Annotated in this window: 13 protein-coding genes; 7 read left to right on the top strand and 6 right to left on the bottom strand. The window is 71.7% G+C overall.

What is annotated here, in order from left to right:
- Positions 1-79 precede the first annotated feature (79 nt).
- Positions 80-547, top strand: coding sequence for a SixA phosphatase family protein (locus ACGFNU_RS04665; protein ID WP_392590156.1), 468 nt, complete (start codon positions 80-82; stop codon positions 545-547).
- A gap of 2 nt (positions 548-549) precedes the next feature.
- On the opposite strand, the gene ACGFNU_RS04670 is transcribed toward ACGFNU_RS04665, so the two are convergent.
- From ACGFNU_RS04670 to ACGFNU_RS04690, 5 genes are all read right to left on the bottom strand, one after another.
- Positions 550-2,982 (bottom strand): FUSC family protein, encoded by a 2,433-nt coding sequence (locus ACGFNU_RS04670; RefSeq protein WP_392590158.1) that lies wholly within the window; start codon positions 2,980-2,982, stop codon positions 550-552.
- Positions 2,983-3,238: 256 nt separating this feature from the next.
- Positions 3,239-4,447, bottom strand: coding sequence for a phosphoserine phosphatase SerB (gene serB, locus ACGFNU_RS04675; protein WP_392591006.1), 1,209 nt, complete (start codon positions 4,445-4,447; stop codon positions 3,239-3,241).
- A gap of 97 nt (positions 4,448-4,544) precedes the next feature.
- Positions 4,545-5,690 (bottom strand): S-adenosylmethionine:tRNA ribosyltransferase-isomerase, encoded by a 1,146-nt coding sequence (locus tag ACGFNU_RS04680; protein ID WP_392590160.1) that lies wholly within the window; start codon positions 5,688-5,690, stop codon positions 4,545-4,547.
- 47 nt (positions 5,691-5,737) lie between these two features.
- Positions 5,738-7,123 (bottom strand): MFS transporter, encoded by a 1,386-nt coding sequence (locus ACGFNU_RS04685; RefSeq protein WP_392590161.1) that lies wholly within the window; start codon positions 7,121-7,123, stop codon positions 5,738-5,740.
- A 77-nt stretch (positions 7,124-7,200) separates the two neighbouring features.
- On the bottom strand, positions 7,201-7,896 hold the full coding sequence (locus ACGFNU_RS04690) for an SDR family NAD(P)-dependent oxidoreductase (RefSeq protein ID WP_392590163.1): 696 nt from the start codon (positions 7,894-7,896) through the stop codon (positions 7,201-7,203).
- A 188-nt stretch (positions 7,897-8,084) separates the two neighbouring features.
- On the opposite strand from ACGFNU_RS04690, the gene ACGFNU_RS04695 reads away from it, so the two are divergent.
- The 5 genes from ACGFNU_RS04695 to ACGFNU_RS04715 all read left to right on the top strand — a co-directional run bounded on the left by ACGFNU_RS04695 (position 8,085) and on the right by ACGFNU_RS04715 (position 12,490).
- Complete coding sequence (locus ACGFNU_RS04695; RefSeq protein WP_392590165.1) at positions 8,085-9,257, top strand: GAF domain-containing sensor histidine kinase; 1,173 nt, start codon at positions 8,085-8,087, stop codon at positions 9,255-9,257.
- Positions 9,254-9,922 carry a response regulator gene (locus tag ACGFNU_RS04700; RefSeq protein ID WP_392590167.1) on the top strand — a complete coding sequence of 223 codons (669 nt, stop codon included), beginning with the start codon at positions 9,254-9,256 and terminating at the stop codon, positions 9,920-9,922. The genes ACGFNU_RS04695 and ACGFNU_RS04700 overlap by 4 nt, the downstream gene beginning before the upstream one ends.
- 36 nt (positions 9,923-9,958) lie before the next feature.
- Positions 9,959-10,744, top strand: coding sequence for a PP2C family protein-serine/threonine phosphatase (locus tag ACGFNU_RS04705; RefSeq protein WP_392590169.1), 786 nt, complete (start codon positions 9,959-9,961; stop codon positions 10,742-10,744).
- A gap of 484 nt (positions 10,745-11,228) precedes the next feature.
- Positions 11,229-11,678 carry a DUF2752 domain-containing protein gene (locus tag ACGFNU_RS04710; RefSeq protein WP_392590170.1) on the top strand — a complete coding sequence of 150 codons (450 nt, stop codon included), beginning with the start codon at positions 11,229-11,231 and terminating at the stop codon, positions 11,676-11,678.
- Between the two features lie 89 nt (positions 11,679-11,767).
- Positions 11,768-12,490 (top strand): RDD family protein, encoded by a 723-nt coding sequence (locus ACGFNU_RS04715; protein ID WP_392590172.1) that lies wholly within the window; start codon positions 11,768-11,770, stop codon positions 12,488-12,490.
- 113 nt (positions 12,491-12,603) lie between these two features.
- On the opposite strand, the gene ACGFNU_RS04720 is transcribed toward ACGFNU_RS04715, so the two are convergent.
- Complete coding sequence (locus tag ACGFNU_RS04720; protein ID WP_392590174.1) at positions 12,604-13,365, bottom strand: hypothetical protein; 762 nt, start codon at positions 13,363-13,365, stop codon at positions 12,604-12,606.
- 196 nt (positions 13,366-13,561) lie between these two features.
- Between ACGFNU_RS04720 and ACGFNU_RS04725 the strand changes: the two genes are divergently transcribed.
- Positions 13,562-14,350, top strand: coding sequence for an ABC transporter ATP-binding protein (locus tag ACGFNU_RS04725; protein WP_392590176.1), 789 nt, complete (start codon positions 13,562-13,564; stop codon positions 14,348-14,350).
- Positions 14,351-14,387: the final 37 nt, after the last annotated feature.

Here is a 14,387-nt window from a genome sequence, read left to right on the forward strand (position 1 = left end):
TGGGGAATCGGCGCGATGGTCGCCCCCTGACGGACTGCCCGTCGGCGCGGCGGGCGATCGCGGGGCTAGGGTGGCGGCTATGCCGACGCTCATCGTGCTTCGCCACGCCAAGGCCGTCGCGGGCCTTGGGCTCGCCGACATCGACCGCCCGCTCAACGATCGCGGCCGGCGGGACGCCGCGGCGACCGGTGAGTGGCTGCGGGACAATGATCTGGTCCCTGACCGGGTGCTGTGTTCCACGGCCGTGCGTACCCGCGAGACCCTTGATGGACTCGCACTCCAGGCCGAGGTGAGCTTCGAGGCTCAGATCTACGACAACGAGCCCGAGACGTTGTTGTCCCTCGTCCGCGAGACCGACGATGGCGTACGGACGCTGCTCCTCGTCGGGCACAACCCCTCGGTGCACCAGCTCGTGCACGACCTCACCGGCGACGCCCCGGACGCGTTCCCGACCTGCGCGCTCGCCGTCATCGAGCTCACCGTGCCCTGGGCCGAAGCTTGGCGCGGAGCCGGCACGCTGACGCTGACCCGTACCCCCAAGGGCTGAACCTACCTCGCGGGTTTGTCCTCCACGGGCGGGCCGGGGCGGCTGGCGGCCAGCGCCGATTCGATCAGGTCGTCGGCGTCGCCGCGGAGGGATCGGAGCGCGTAGCGGACGCCCGAGACCTGGAGCAGGGTGTGGCGCAGCGGAGTGAAGGCGTCGGTCTCCACGCCCGCTTCGACCTCCGCACGGCGCCTGCGCGCGATCTTGGAGAGGTAGGTGTCGAGGTCGGCGAACTGCTCGTCCAGGCGGCGGTCGGCCTCGGACGTGTCCGGAGTGGATCCTGCGGCGTCCGGTGCGGGAACGGATGTGTCCGGAACGCGTATGGAGGCGTCGGACGCGAGGGCGGACGTGGCCGGCGCGGGCGGCGAGATGTCCGGTGCGGTGACGGAGGAGCTCGGTGTGGAGGCGTCCGGGGCTGGGGCGGCGGTCTCTGTTGTGGGTTCGGGTGGGTCTTCTAGGGCGGCTGCGGCTTCTTCCAGCTGATCGGCTATGCGGTCCAAAATTCGGGGGGCGGGGCCGCTGTCGATCTCTTCCTCGCGGGACATGCGGGCCACCGCGATGAGGTGGTCGCGTACCCGGTGGGCCGTCTGGGCGGCGGCTCTCAGGCACGCTATGCGTTCGGTGTCGGGCACGCGTTCCTTGGCGAGGCGGTTGCGGGCTTCGGTGATGGCCTCGGTGGCCTGCTCCGCCGCCATGACCTTGTCGTGCGGCAGGCGTTCGTGCTCGTCCTCCACCACGGCGGCCGTCGCCCGCGCCAGATCGGCGTGGACGCCGAGGAGGTGGCCGAGCTGGACGGGCAGCCGCTCGGCGTACCCCGCCGGCCACAGCAGACGGGTCGCGAGTACGGTCACGAGCCCGCCCGCGATCGTCAGGGCGATCCGTTCGCCGGCCGCGGTCCAGTCCGAGGGGACGGAGAAGTCCATCAGCATCATCGCCAGCGGCGTCCCGAAGAGCGCCCAGTAGGTGAAGTTCACCGAGCGCAGGGCGAACGCGGCCAGAGCGAACACGAAGAGCACCACTGTGGCCGTGACCTGTCCCGGCGCCAGGGCCAGGAGGACGGCGGCGATCGCGCTGCCGATCGCGGTGCCGCCCACTCGCTGCACGACCCGTTCGATGGTGTCGCCGTACGTGCCGCGCATGCACAGCATGACGGTGATCGTCAGCCAGTGGCCGTGCGGCAGGTTGAGCGCCGCGACGAGCGCCATCGCGAGGGCGACCGCGAGGCTGACCCGTGTGACCTGCCTGAACGTGGGAGAGCGTGTCCGCACGGCGGTTCCGGCGCGGCCCCAGACCGATCCCTTGGTGTCGAGGGGCCGGGGCAGGCCGAGGCTGATCCGCAGGCCGCCCGCGACGATCCGGCGGGCGGACTCCATGCTGCCCGCGATGCGGTCGATCGAACGCCGGATCTGGCCGATCAGCGCCGCCGCGACCAGGTCCTCGTCACCGGCGAGACCGGCTCGCCGGATCACCTCGCTCTGCCTGCCCAGGCGCCGGATGGCCGCGGACTCCACGCTGCCGAGCGGGGTCTGGCCGGTCGTCCCGGTCGCCCCGGCCAGCAGGCGCAACCGTGCCGCCAGCGCCGCGATCGCGACGTGCACCTCCATCTCCCAGTCGCGGTCGGGCGGTCTCCGGCGCGCCGCCTCCACCAGTGCCCGGAGCGCGACGGTCTCCTGGAGAATCCTGGCGAGCGCCTCGATCAGCCGTTCGGGACGGGTCGGCTCGTCCTGGCCGCCGCGGCCCGCCCGGTAGAGGCCGTACGTCGTGCGTGCGGCCGTCAGGGCACGGGCGGCGGCCCGGCGGCGTTCCTCCCAGTCCGGCTTGTGGACGACGGCGGCGAGATCGGGGTTGGTCAGGTCGACGGCGTTCAGGGCGCTGGCGTCCGGGGCGCCGATGTCCTGGGCGACCGCGTCGAGCGCCTCGGCCACCGCCTCGGCGGCCTCTGAGAGGGCTGTGCGGAGGGGGCGCAGCCTTAGCGCGGTCCACGGCAGGAGCAGCAGGACGCTGACGAGGACCCCGCCCAGCAGTTCCAGGAACCCGTTGAACGCCACGTCCTCCGCGCGTGGCCGGACGGCCGTCAGCAGGACCGCCAGCCCGGCCGTGGGGCCGATCCAGCCGACCGAGCTCCCGAGGGCCACGATCGGCGGCACGACGGCGACGGCCAGCCAGATGTGGCCGCTCAGATGGCCGCCGATGGTCGCCCCGACCGCGACGACGATCGTGGCGGCGGCGAGGTTGCGGGCCCGCGCCCCGTACGGCCCCTCAGGCGCCCGGAGCGACACCAGATAGGCCCCGAGCGCGATCATCGAACCCTCGGTGGCATGGCCCGTCAGAGCGCCCGCGAGGAGCGGCAGGGCCAGGGCGAGCGACGAGGCGAGCCCGTAGAAGGGCGCCGCCCGGCCTTCGATCTTGGCGTAGGCCTCGCGCGCACCCCACAGCACTCTTGCCCACCCCCTGATCCGAGGTCCCGGTCCCGCTCACGATGTACCCGCGATCGTCACCTTGATCACGGACGCCTCGTCCTTATCGCCCGTATCACCACTCACCGGTTCGGAACGGACGATCAGCGGTAAAGCGGGGTGTCGCCCCATCGATCCGGGAGCGGGAGTCCGGGTCGGTGTCGGCGGAGGGCCGGGTAGGAGGGCGGAGGCAGGGTGCGCTGCCTCGGGCGTCGGGCAACTGGCTTTGAGATACGCCCTAGGCGGGGCGCGGGGCGTCGGCGGCGTCGGCCGCCTCCACCTCGTCGCGGGAGATGCCCAGGAGGAAAAGGATCGTGTCGAGGTAGGGGAAGCTGACGGCGGTGTCGGCGGCCTCGCGTACGACGGGCTTGGCGTTGTAGGCGATGCCCAGCCCGGCGGCCTGGAGCATGTCGAGGTCGTTGGCGCCGTCGCCGATCGCGACCGTCTGGTTGATCGGGATCCCGGCCTCGCGGGAGAACTGTTCGAGGGCCGTGGCCTTGCCCGCGCGGTCGATCACGGGGCCGACGACGCCGCCGGTGAGCTTGCCGTTCACGATCTCCAGGGTGTTGGCGGCCGAGTAGTCGATGCCGAGATCGGCCACGAGGGCGTCGGTGACCTGGGTGAATCCGCCGCTCACGATCGCGAACTTGTAGTCGAGGCGCTTGAGCGTCCGGACCAGCGTGCGGGCTCCGGCGGCCAGTTCGACCTTGTCGCGCACGGCGTCGATCGCCGAGGCGTCGAGCCCGGCGAGGAGCGCGACCCGTTCGCGCAGGGAGCCCTCGAAGTCGAGCTCGCCGCGCATCGCGGCCTCGGTGACCTTGGCGACCTCGGGCAGGCAGCCCGCGTGCTCGGCGAGGAGTTCGATGACCTCGCCCTGGATGAGGGTCGAGTCGACGTCCATCACGATGAGCCGCTTGGCGCGGCGGTGCAGCCCGCCGTGCTGGACGGCCACGTCGACCTGCTGCTCGGCGGCCTCGATGGCCAGACCGGCGCGCAACGCCTCGGGGTCGGCGCCGGAGACGTCCATCTCGATGCAGGTCACGGGGTAGTGCGCGAGGCGTTCGATGCGGTCGATGTTGGCGCCGTTGGCGGCGATGCGGCCCGCGATCCCGGCCATGGCGGCGGGCTTCAGCGGGGCGCCGAGCACGGTCACGTGCAGGCGGCCGCGGCGGCGCGGCATGGTCTTGAGCTTGCCCGTGGAGAGCTCGATCTCCATGTCGAGGTCGGTCGCGACCCGTTCGGCCGCGGTCCACACCTGGCCGATGTCGGCACCGTCCCCGTACGCGATCAGGACGCCCAGGACGAGCCGTCCGCGGATCACGACCTGCTCGACGTCGGCGACCGTCACCGGGAACCCGGAGAGCGTGCTGAACAGCCGCGATGTCACGCCGGGGCGGTCGCGGCCGGTGAGAGTGATGAGCAGAGTGCGCTGTTCTGTCCCGTCCATGCTGGTCACCACGGTACCGGCCGCGGGTGAACGGACGCGCACGCCGTCCAGCATCCGGACGATCGCACGGTGAACTCCCGGGTGCGCGCGGGTGACGTCAACGGGGAAGCAGCAGGTTGAGGTCCCCGAACTCGTGCCAGAGGTAGCTCTCGTCGAGGGCGGCCTGGTAGGTGCTCTTGAGGAGATCGTGACCGGCGATGGCCGTCAGCATCATCAGGTGCGAGGACTTCGGCTCGTGGAGGCCGGTGAGCAGGCCGTCCACCACGCGTACGCCGTCCTCGGGCGTGATGATGTGCTCGGTCCAGCCGCTGGAGGCCTGGACGCGCCCGTTGGAGCCGGCGGCGGTCTCCAGGGCGCGGACGGCCGTCGTGCCGACCGCGATCACGTCGCCGCCACGGGCCCGGACGTGGTTGACGAGATCGGCGGTCTGCTCGGGCACCTCGTACCGTTCGGCGTACGGGGGCTCGTGCGCCTCGGGCGAGGCCACGCCGGTGTGCAGGGTGATCGGGGCGAGCAGCACGCCGCCCGACACCAGCCGGGTCACGAGCTCCGGCGTGAACGGCCTCGCCGCGCTGGGCATCTCCGCGCTGCCGGTGCTCCGGTCATGGGCGAACGTGGTCTGGTACGCGGCGGTCGGCCAGTCGCGGCGCACGTACCCGTACCGGATCGGCCTTCCGTACGCCCGCAGGTACGGGACCACGTCGGTGCTGAGACGGGCCTCCCAGAGGCGCTCCGTCCGCCGTCCGATCAAGGTCAGCGTCGCGCCGCCGGGCATCGGGATCCACTCGCCGGGGCAGCCGCCGCCGTAGGGGACGCTCGCCTTGCCCGTCCGGCGGCGCAGCTCGACCAGCCAGAGCCGGTCACCGCCGTCCGCCTCCGCGCCGACCGCGGGCGTGGCTGCGGATGCAGGCACAGGCACGGCCGCGGGGGTGGCTGCGAGCGCTTCTGCGGCGGTCTCGACGGGGAACATCGCCGCGGCGCTGGGGGTCGGGAGGGGTGTCGAGAAGTGCACGGCGATCTTGTCCAGCCGGACGGCCGCGGGCAGCGTCGCGGACGTGTTGACCACCAGCAGGTCGCCGGGACGCAGCAGGTCCGGCAGAGCGCGGAACTCGTGGTGGCTCACCTCGCCACCGGCCCGGCGGCCGACCAGGAGCCGGACGCCGTCGCGGGTTCTACCGCGGGCCTCCGGGGGTTCGTGGGCTTCGAGGGCGGGCGGGAGGGTGAATTCGAGTGTCTCGGTCATGGTTCGTCTCCTGGGGGTCGCGACGTCCGGTGTCTCGGGCATGGGGATCAGGCCTTCCCGGCTTCCAGCCGGAAGGCGGCGACGACCGCGAGCGCGGCGATCGCGGTGAAGAGGACGCCGGCGACGATCAGGCCCTGTTCGAGGTGCTCGGTGCCGAACCCGGTGACCAGGGCGCCCGCCAGCCCGACCACGACGGACGAGCCGAGGGTGTCGCTGATCTGGAGGGCGGACGAGTTGACGCCCTGCTCCTCCTCGGCCGACTGGTCGAGCATGAGGACGCTGAGGCTGCTGATCGCGAAGCCCATGCCGAAGCCGCCGATGGTCCACGCGGGCGCCGCCCACCAGCCCGACAGTTGCAGTGTGACCGTCACCGCGACCACGCCGACCGTTGTGAACACCGCGCCCAGCAGGACGAAGAGCCTCTGGGGACGCTTGGAACGGCCCTGGATCTGGGAGGCGGCCGACCAGCCGAGGGCGGCGACGGTGAGCACGATTCCCGCCTGGGTGGCGCTGAAGCCGTGAAGCGATGTGAGGGCGAGCGGGATGAAGACGTCCGTACCGAAGAACGCACCGGCCAGCAGACCACGGGCCACCACGACGCTGGGTAGGCCGCGCCGCATCCTGAGCGTTCCGGCAGGGAAGAGCTTTGGCAGGCCATACGCGAGCCCTGCCAGACCGACGATCGCGGCTGGGACCAGCATCAGGCCGGGGTTGTCGAGCCCGTACAGCAGAAGTCCTGCACCGGCCGCTACGGCTACGGCGGCGATGTAGCGGGTGGCCCCCGTACGGCCTGCCGGCGCGTGCTCGACGGGCTTCAGGTTGCGGAACGCGGGGATCAGCATGGCCGCGGCCGGGATCACCAGCGGGATCAGGCCGAGGAACACCCAGCGCCAGCCGATGTGCTCGGCGACCACGCCGCCCACCGCCGGGCCGATCAGCGAGGGCAGCACCCAGGCGGCGGCGAGCGCGGCGAACACCCTCGGCCGCAGCGACTCGGGATACACGCGGGCGATCAGCACGTAGCTGGCGACCATGGCGACGCCCGTGCCCAGGCCCTGGACGGCGCGGCCGGCGACGAAGATCGCCATCGTGGGGGCCGCGCCGGCGATCGCCAGCCCGGCGACGAACGTGGCGAGCCCGAGCAGGAGCGGCCGCGCGGGCCCGGATCGGTCGATCCAGCCGCCCGCGAGCACGGTGGCGAGGAGGCTCGCGATCAGCGTGCCGCTGAAGCCCCACGCGTACAGCGACATGCCGTTCAGGTCCCGCGCCGTCACCGGCATCACCGTGGCGACCGCCATGGCCTCGAAGGCCAGCAGGGTCACGGTCAGCACGATGCCGAGCGTGGGCGTGCGGTACGCGCCGCTCAGCAGGCCCTCGCTCGGCGTCCGCTTCCCATGAGCGGGGGTGGCTGGAGCGTCGACCGGCGCTGCCAACGCGCTGGAGGACGTAGGCGGGGTATCGACTGGCGTTGGCAGGGCGGCGGCGGGGGAGTCGGGTTCTATTGCGGTGGTCATCGTGTACCTGCCAGGTCGGCGGCCCGGTAGCGGCCGCTGGGGGAGCGTTCGGTGATGAGGTGCCGGAGGACCGCCGCGGACTCTTCGGGAGGGGGCGCGGCGTCCGCGTCCTCGCCCGCGGCGCGGAGCATCTCGGTGCGCATCTCGCCGGGGTCGACCCACCAGACGGCCACATCGGGCTCCTCGGCGGCGAGGACGTGGGAGATCTGCTCCAGGGCCGCCTTGGTGGAGCCGTAGCCGCCCCACGTCTCGTACGGCTCGCGGGAGGCGTCCGACGTGATGTTGAGGATCGCGCCGCCTCGTTCGCGCAACGTCGGCAGCAGCGCCTGGACGAGCGCGAGGGGCGCCAGCGTGTTGATCCGGAACGCCTCGGCCAGGTCGTCCAGCGGCTGGTCGGCGAGGCGGGGCAGCGGAGTCGTGCCGAGCGTGCCCGCGTTGTTGATCAGCAGGTCGAGCCCGCCGGCCTCCCCGGCCGCACGGACGAGCCGCTCCCGGTGCTCCGGGTCGGCCACGTCGCCCGCGATCGCGGCGACGGGGACGCCGTCGGAGGCGAGTTCCTTGGCCGCGGCTTCGAGGGCTTCGGCGCCGCGTGCGTTCAGGATGAGGTTCCAGCCGTCCCGGGCGAGTTCCCGGGCGATCGCCCGGCCCAGCCCACGGGAGGCGCCGGTGATGAGTGCCGTCTTCTGCGTCATGCCTCGACGCTAGAAATTCCGGCCTCGAAGGTCATCGGCCGACCGGTCCCGCGCCTTCTCCTCTTATAGGCCTAGGACCTTCGACGCCACCTAGGACCTGGGGCTGATTTGGGATGAGGCGCCCAGAGAGTACGGTCTTCACATGCGGGCCACGAACGGCTCGGCCGGCGGGAGCGGAGCGGGGTGAGATGAGCGTCGACCAGCGCGGCTGCGGCGATCCGGGGGCGACCCTGCACGCCGTCAGCTCCGCCGTGCTCGCCGTGACCCGCCACCTGTCCGTCCATGAGGTCCTGCAGGTGATCGTAAGGGCCGCCGCGCAGCTCCTGGACGCCCGTTATGTCGCCCTGGGGGTGCCGGACGACGAGGGATCGTTCGCCGAGTTCGTGGTCGAGGGCGTCTCGGACAAGGAGTGGGAGGCCATCGGCCCCCTGCCCCGCCAGCACGGCATGCTCGCCGCGATGCTGCGCGACAACGAGCCCAAGCGGCTGAGCGACATCCGGCGTGAGCCGGAGTTCGAGGGCTGGCCCGCGGCGCACCCCGTCCTCAAAGACTTCCTCGGCATGCCGATCCGCGACGGCGAGGACGTGCTCGGCATCATCTTCCTCGCCAACAAGCAGAACGTCGCCAAGGGCGAGGGCTTCACCAAGGCCGACGAGGATCTCCTCTCGCTCTTCGCCGCGCACGCCGCCATCGCCATGACCAACGCCCGGCTGTACGAGCACAACCGCGAGCTCACCGTCGTCGCCGAACGCAACCGGCTCGCCCGCGAGCTGCACGACGCGGTGGCGCAGAAGCTGTTCTCGCTCCGGCTCACCGCCAAGGCCGCCGCCGCGCTCGCCGATCGCGATCCGGCCCGCACGGTCGCCGAGCTCGGCCAGGTCGAACGGCTCGCCGCCGAGGCGCTCGCCGAGCTCCGCGCCGTGATCTTCGAGCTCCGGCCGGCCGACCTCGTCGACGGCCTGGCCGCCTCGCTGCGCAAGCACGTCGAGGTACTCGACCGCGCGTACGACACCGCCGTACGGTTCGTGGGAGACGGCGCGGTCGCGCTGCCCGAAGACCAGGAGGCCGCGCTGTTCCGGATCGCCCAGGAGGCCCTCTACAACTCGCTGCGCCACTCCGGCGCGGGCGTCGTCGAGGTGAGCCTCCACAACGACGACGACCGGGTCGTCCTGGAGGTGTCCGACGACGGCGCCGGGTTCGACCCCGTGGCGCTGAACGGCGGCGACCGCATGAGCGAGCCGTCGCCGGGCGGTCTCGGGCTGGCGTCCATGCGCGACCGGGCACGGTCGATCGGCGGCGCCCTGTCGATCGACGCCGCTCCGGGCACGGGCACCGTGGTCCGGCTGGAGGTGCCCGCATGACTCTCGCCGCCGGGGGCACGGGGAGTTCCGTGATCAAGGTGCTGATCGCCGACGACCATCCGGTCGTCCGGCAGGGGCTGCGGACCTTCCTCGGGATCCAGGAGGACATCGAGGTGGTCGGTGAGGCGGAGGACGGCGTGTCCGCCGTGGCACTGGCCGAATCGCTGGATCCCGATATCGTTCTCATGGACCTCAAGATGCCCGGCGCCGACGGCTTGGCCGCGCTGACGGAGCTACGGGCTCGAGGGGTGGCGGCACGCGTTCTGGTCCTGACGAGCGTGACGGAACGTGGACACGTGCTGCCGGCTGTACAGGCAGGGGCGGCTGGGTACCTATACAAGGATGTCGATCCGCAGGCGCTGGTCCAGGCGATCAGGGCGGTGCACGACGGGCATGTCCTGTTCGCGCCCGACGCCGCCGAGGCGATGGTGCGTGTGGATCCGGCGGCCGGAGACGACCGCGGCCTCGCCGCGCTGACCGAACGGGAACGGGAGGTGCTCGTGCAGATCGCACTGGGCAGATCCAACCGGGAGATCGGGCGTGCGCTCATGGTCTCTGAGAAGACCGTCAAGACACACGTCAGTAATCTGCTCATGAAGCTGGGAGTCCAGGATCGGACGCAGGCGGCGTTGTACGCCGTCCGGCACGGCCTGGCCGGCGACTGATACAACTCCCACGACAGGATCGTCATCGAAATCGGTATGAACGTAACAATCAGGTACGCAGCAGGCAGTGACATCGGGTGCAGCCGAGAGAACAACGAGGACTCGGGCTACGCCGGTGCACGGTTGATCGCGGTCGCCGACGGCATGGGCGGCTACGCGGGCGGCGAGGTCGCCAGTTCCACCGTCATCGGCTCGCTGCGCTCGCTGGACACCGATGCCCACAATGACGAGCTTGTCGAGAGCCTGGGCCGGGCCGTGGCCGAGGCCAACGAGAAGTTGCGGATAGTGCGCGAGGAACGGCCCGACCTGAGCCGCATGGGCACCACGCTCACCGCGATGTTCTGGTCCGGCACCCGCGTCGCCCTCGCCCACATCGGCGACTCCCGCGGCTACCTCCTGCGTGACGGCGAGCTCTTCCAGATCACCCAGGACCACACGATGGACCAGTTGCTGAACGCGGAGGCGGGTGAGACGGGCCAGGTCCCCGACCCCGCCGAGACGTCCCGCCTCTCCCACGTCCTCTACCGCGTCCTCGACGGCCGGGAGGACCGCGAGCCCGACCTCCGCCTCCGCGAGGCGCGCCTGGGCGACCGCTACCTCCTGTGCTCCGACGGCCTCAGCGGCCCGGTCGACGCCCAGACGATCTACGAGGTGCTCACCGCCGAAGCCGAGCCGTCCTGGGCCATCCAGCGCCTGATCCAGCTGGCCCGCGACGCCGGCGGCCCCGACAACATCACCGCCGTGATCGCCGACGTGGTCGAACCGGACCAGGTGACCGAGCCCACCTCGTCCCAGACGGTAGGCGCCGCCGGCCAAGCCTGACCGCCCCCTTCACAAGCGCGTCCCAACACCCACCAGGCCCCTAGCGCCCGGCAGCAGCGCCTTCACCCGTGCCCTCCTCGCGCGCCCTCCATGCTGTGGCCCACCGTGCCCGCCATCACCCAGCCGCTGCCCGTACGCGCCCCCCTCCACGCGCCGCTGGCTCCCTCTGCTGATCTGGCCTCTGAAAGTGCTTGTGTCGGGGGGTGTTCCTTGGATGTCCGCCATATGGGACGGTTGCGTGTCCGGTTGGTTGTGGATTGTGTGCTGAACGTGAGGGATGGGCGCTGAAGTGCGCTGTTACGTGGGGCTCATCGCTCGAAAGGGGACCCATCCACTTGGGGGTTTGTCCTAGTCTTGCCCCTGAGGGTGTGTCATGCCCGTTCAGGTAACGGTCCGATCGCGGATGGTCGCTTGGGCTTGACCTACCTCGGGGTGGACCCGATATACGGGTCACTCGGATTAAGTCATCGAGGCGGAGGATTCGTTGGGGGGAGCGCCCGGGGCGACCGTCGCCGGGGCACCGCAGGGTGCGCCGGGGGCCATGGTCAGCCGGACCCTCACCGCTGCGCGGCACGGCCCTGTGGGTGTGCTGCTGCGCGTTGCGGCCATGGCCACCGCGGCCATGGGCGCGGCGTGGATCCACCGTGTCAACGACCCCGGTGTGCTCTGTCCCCTCCGGGCAGTCACCGGTGTTCCCTGCCCTCTGTGCGGCGGTACGACCGTGTTCATCGAGCTGGGTTCGGGCCAACCGGTCCGTGCCGCGCTGGCGAACCCGGTGGCCTTCGCCGGTGCGATCGTGCTCGCCTTCGCACCGCTGGGGCTGGGAAGCCGGTGGTGGGCACTCCGACCGGGCACTCGCGCGTGGGTGCTCGGCACCGCCCTCGTGGGGTCGGAGCTGTGGCAGCTTGTCCGGCTCGGTCTCCTGCGGGTTTGAGGCCGTCTTCCCTCGTCGGCCAGACTTGCGGAGCCCTCCGGGTCCGGCGGGCGTCACAAAACCACAGGGTCAATCAATAAGGAGCAAGTGTGGGTAACCCCTACGACCCGTACGGGCAGCAGCAGCCGGGCTACGGCGGTCAGCAGCCCGGCTACGGCCAGCCCCCTGCCCAGCCCGGCTACGGTCAGCCCCCGGCGCAGCCTGGATACGGCCAGCCGCCGCCTGCCCAGCCCGGTTACGGTCAGCCGCCCGCGCAGCCTGGCTACGGCCAGCCGCCCGCGCAGCCCGGCTACGGTCAGCCCCCGGCGCAGCCGGGTTACGGTCAGCAGCCCGCCGCGCAGCCCGGTTACGGTCAGCAGCCCGCTTACCAGGAGGTGCACCACCACCACTACGGCTCGACCGGCCAGCTGGCCGAGTGGGGCTCGCGTGCGGGTGCGCTCATCATCGACTGGCTCGCGGTGTTCTCGCTGCCGGGGATCATCTACTTCATCGGCTACCTCATGCTGCTGAACGGCTCCGGCGTCGGCGGGCTGCTGGCGTTCCTGGGCTTCATCGGCATGATCGCCGGCGGTCTGTGGCTCACCTACCAGGAGGGCACGACCGGCCAGACGATCGGCAAGCGCCAGATGGGCATCCGCCTGGTGGGCGCGCAGACCGGTCAGCCGATCGGCTTCGGCATGGCCTTCCTCCGGCGCTTCGCCCACGCCGCCGACAGCTTCGCCTGCTACATCGGCTACCTGTGGCCGCTGTGGGACGACCGCAAGCAGACCTTCGCTGACAAGATCTGCAACACGCTCGTCGTTCGTAGCTAGCAGGACGCGCACAGCCGTTGCCCTGAACGACGGCTCCGCGCCTCTGCCTCTGAACGGGGCGTTCCCTTCGCCGGGAGCGCCCCGTTGGGCTTTCCCGGCCCCGGCCGACCGCGCTAGGGGACGGGGTCGAAGGCGCTGTTGCAGGCGGCCACGAGGGCCCGGCGGACGGCGTTGTCGAGGAGCCGGAGGGCGTCGCCGCGGCGGTGCATCTGGTCGGCGGTGAGACCGTGGGCGTCCATGCGGCGGGCCAGGTCGACGACCACCGCCAGCCGGCCGGCCAGGGCGGCGACGCGGTGGGCACGCTGCGGGTAGCCGGGGGCCAGCGGGTGGCCGTTGCGGCCGGGGTCGCGCAGGTCGGCCAGGGCGTCGGCGATCTCGGGCGGGATGCCGGACACGTCGTCGACGGTCAGCAGCGCCTCGGTGGCGTCGCGCATGGCGAGGGTGAGCCGGCGGTCGGCTTCGGCCAGGGAGGGCACGTCCGGCAGGCCGGGGGCGGCGTCCTGGGCGGTCCAGCGGACGCCGACGTAGGAGGAGCCGCGGCGGTCCTCGATCGGGACGAGGCCGATCGCGCGTCCCGGCAGCGAGACGATCACGGCCGCCTCGGCGTCGAGGGCGGCACGGTTGAAGGCGGGCGGGCCGGTCAGCCCGAGCGGGTCGCCGGGGGCGGGGAGCGCCAGCCGGAACGCGGTCATGCCCGCCACTCGCAGGTCGCCCAGGCCGCGGCGGAGCGGCACCTCGTCGGCGGCGCAGAGGATGTGCGGGCCAGAGGCGTCCTCGACGGCGTCCACGGCCTCGTCCAGGCCGATGTGGCCCGCCAGCCAGGCGTTGCCCCAAGCGACCAGAGCGGTCGCGGTGTCCGCGCCGTTGTGACTCATCCCACCCTCCGAACAGCGGCGTGCATGCAGACCACCATAAGCGTTGAAAACCGCACTGGCGGCTTGGAGCCCGTGGGCTCGCAGGTACAGCGGGCAGGAGAGGACATTCCTTCCCCGGCCGCGGAACCGGCGCTTCCCACTGGAAGTAGGCTGTGGACGGATCATTCGGCACGGCGGGACTGGGGACATGCACTCGATGGCCGGCGATGTACTTGAGCTCCGCGGAGTCGGGGTAAAGCGCGAGGGCGCGCAGCTGTTGCGCGACGTCTCGTGGACGGTGAACGAGGACGAGCGCTGGGTGATCGTCGGCCCCAACGGGGCGGGCAAGACCACGCTGCTGCAGATCGCCGCCGCCCTGTTGCACCCGACCGAGGGGACGGTCGACATCCTCGGCGAGCGGCTCGGCCGCACCGACGTCTTCGAGCTCCGGCCGCGCATCGGCATCGCGAGCGCCGCGGTCGCCGAGAAGGTGCCGACGGACGAGAAGGTCATCGACCTGGTCCTCACCGCCTCGTACGCGATCCTCGGGCGGTGGCAGGAGGAGTACGACTCGACCGACCTCACCCGCGCCGTCGAGCTGCTGGAGGCCCTCGGCTGCGCCGACCTCATCCGGCGCAGGTTCGCCACCCTTTCCGAGGGCGAGCGCAAGCGCGTGCAGATCGCCCGGGCGCTCATGCCCGACCCCGAGCTGCTCCTCCTGGACGAGCCGGCGGCCGGGCTCGACCTGGGCGGCCGCGAGGACCTCGTCCGGCGGATCGCCCGGCTGGCGGACGACCCGGCCGCGCCCACGACCGTCATGGTCACCCACCATGTGGAAGAGGTCCCCGAGGGCTTCACCCACGCGCTGCTGCTGCGCCGGGGCGGCGTGGTCGCGCAGGGCAAGGTGGACGAGGTGTTCACCGAGGAGCACCTGTCCGACTGCTTCGGCGTTCCCCTCGGCGTCGAGCGGCAGAACGGCCGCTGGTACGCGCGTTCTCTCGGCTGAAACAGCATCAATTGCTTGAAATTGACATCTGTCCCAA

Origin of the sequence: Spirillospora sp. NPDC048911 (assembly GCF_043198015.1) — a bacterium.
Taxonomy (GTDB): Bacteria; Actinomycetota; Actinomycetes; order Streptosporangiales; family Streptosporangiaceae; genus Spirillospora.

Excerpts from the sequence above, each read along its gene's own strand:
- ACGFNU_RS04720 (WP_392590174.1), bottom strand. The coding sequence starts at position 13,365 with ATGAGTCACAACGGCGCGGACACCGCGACCGCTCTGGTCGCTTGGGGC.
- ACGFNU_RS04705 (WP_392590169.1), top strand. The coding sequence starts at position 9,959 with ATGAACGTAACAATCAGGTACGCAGCAGGCAGTGACATCGGGTGCAGC.
- serB (WP_392591006.1), bottom strand. The coding sequence starts at position 4,447 with ATGGACGGGACAGAACAGCGCACTCTGCTCATCACTCTCACCGGCCGC.
- ACGFNU_RS04690 (WP_392590163.1), bottom strand. The coding sequence starts at position 7,896 with ATGACGCAGAAGACGGCACTCATCACCGGCGCCTCCCGTGGGCTGGGC.
- ACGFNU_RS04665 (WP_392590156.1), top strand. The coding sequence starts at position 80 with ATGCCGACGCTCATCGTGCTTCGCCACGCCAAGGCCGTCGCGGGCCTT.
- ACGFNU_RS04725 (WP_392590176.1), top strand. The coding sequence starts at position 13,562 with ATGGCCGGCGATGTACTTGAGCTCCGCGGAGTCGGGGTAAAGCGCGAG.
- ACGFNU_RS04695 (WP_392590165.1), top strand. The coding sequence starts at position 8,085 with ATGAGCGTCGACCAGCGCGGCTGCGGCGATCCGGGGGCGACCCTGCAC.
- ACGFNU_RS04700 (WP_392590167.1), top strand. The coding sequence starts at position 9,254 with ATGACTCTCGCCGCCGGGGGCACGGGGAGTTCCGTGATCAAGGTGCTG.
- ACGFNU_RS04680 (WP_392590160.1), bottom strand. The coding sequence starts at position 5,690 with ATGACCGAGACACTCGAATTCACCCTCCCGCCCGCCCTCGAAGCCCAC.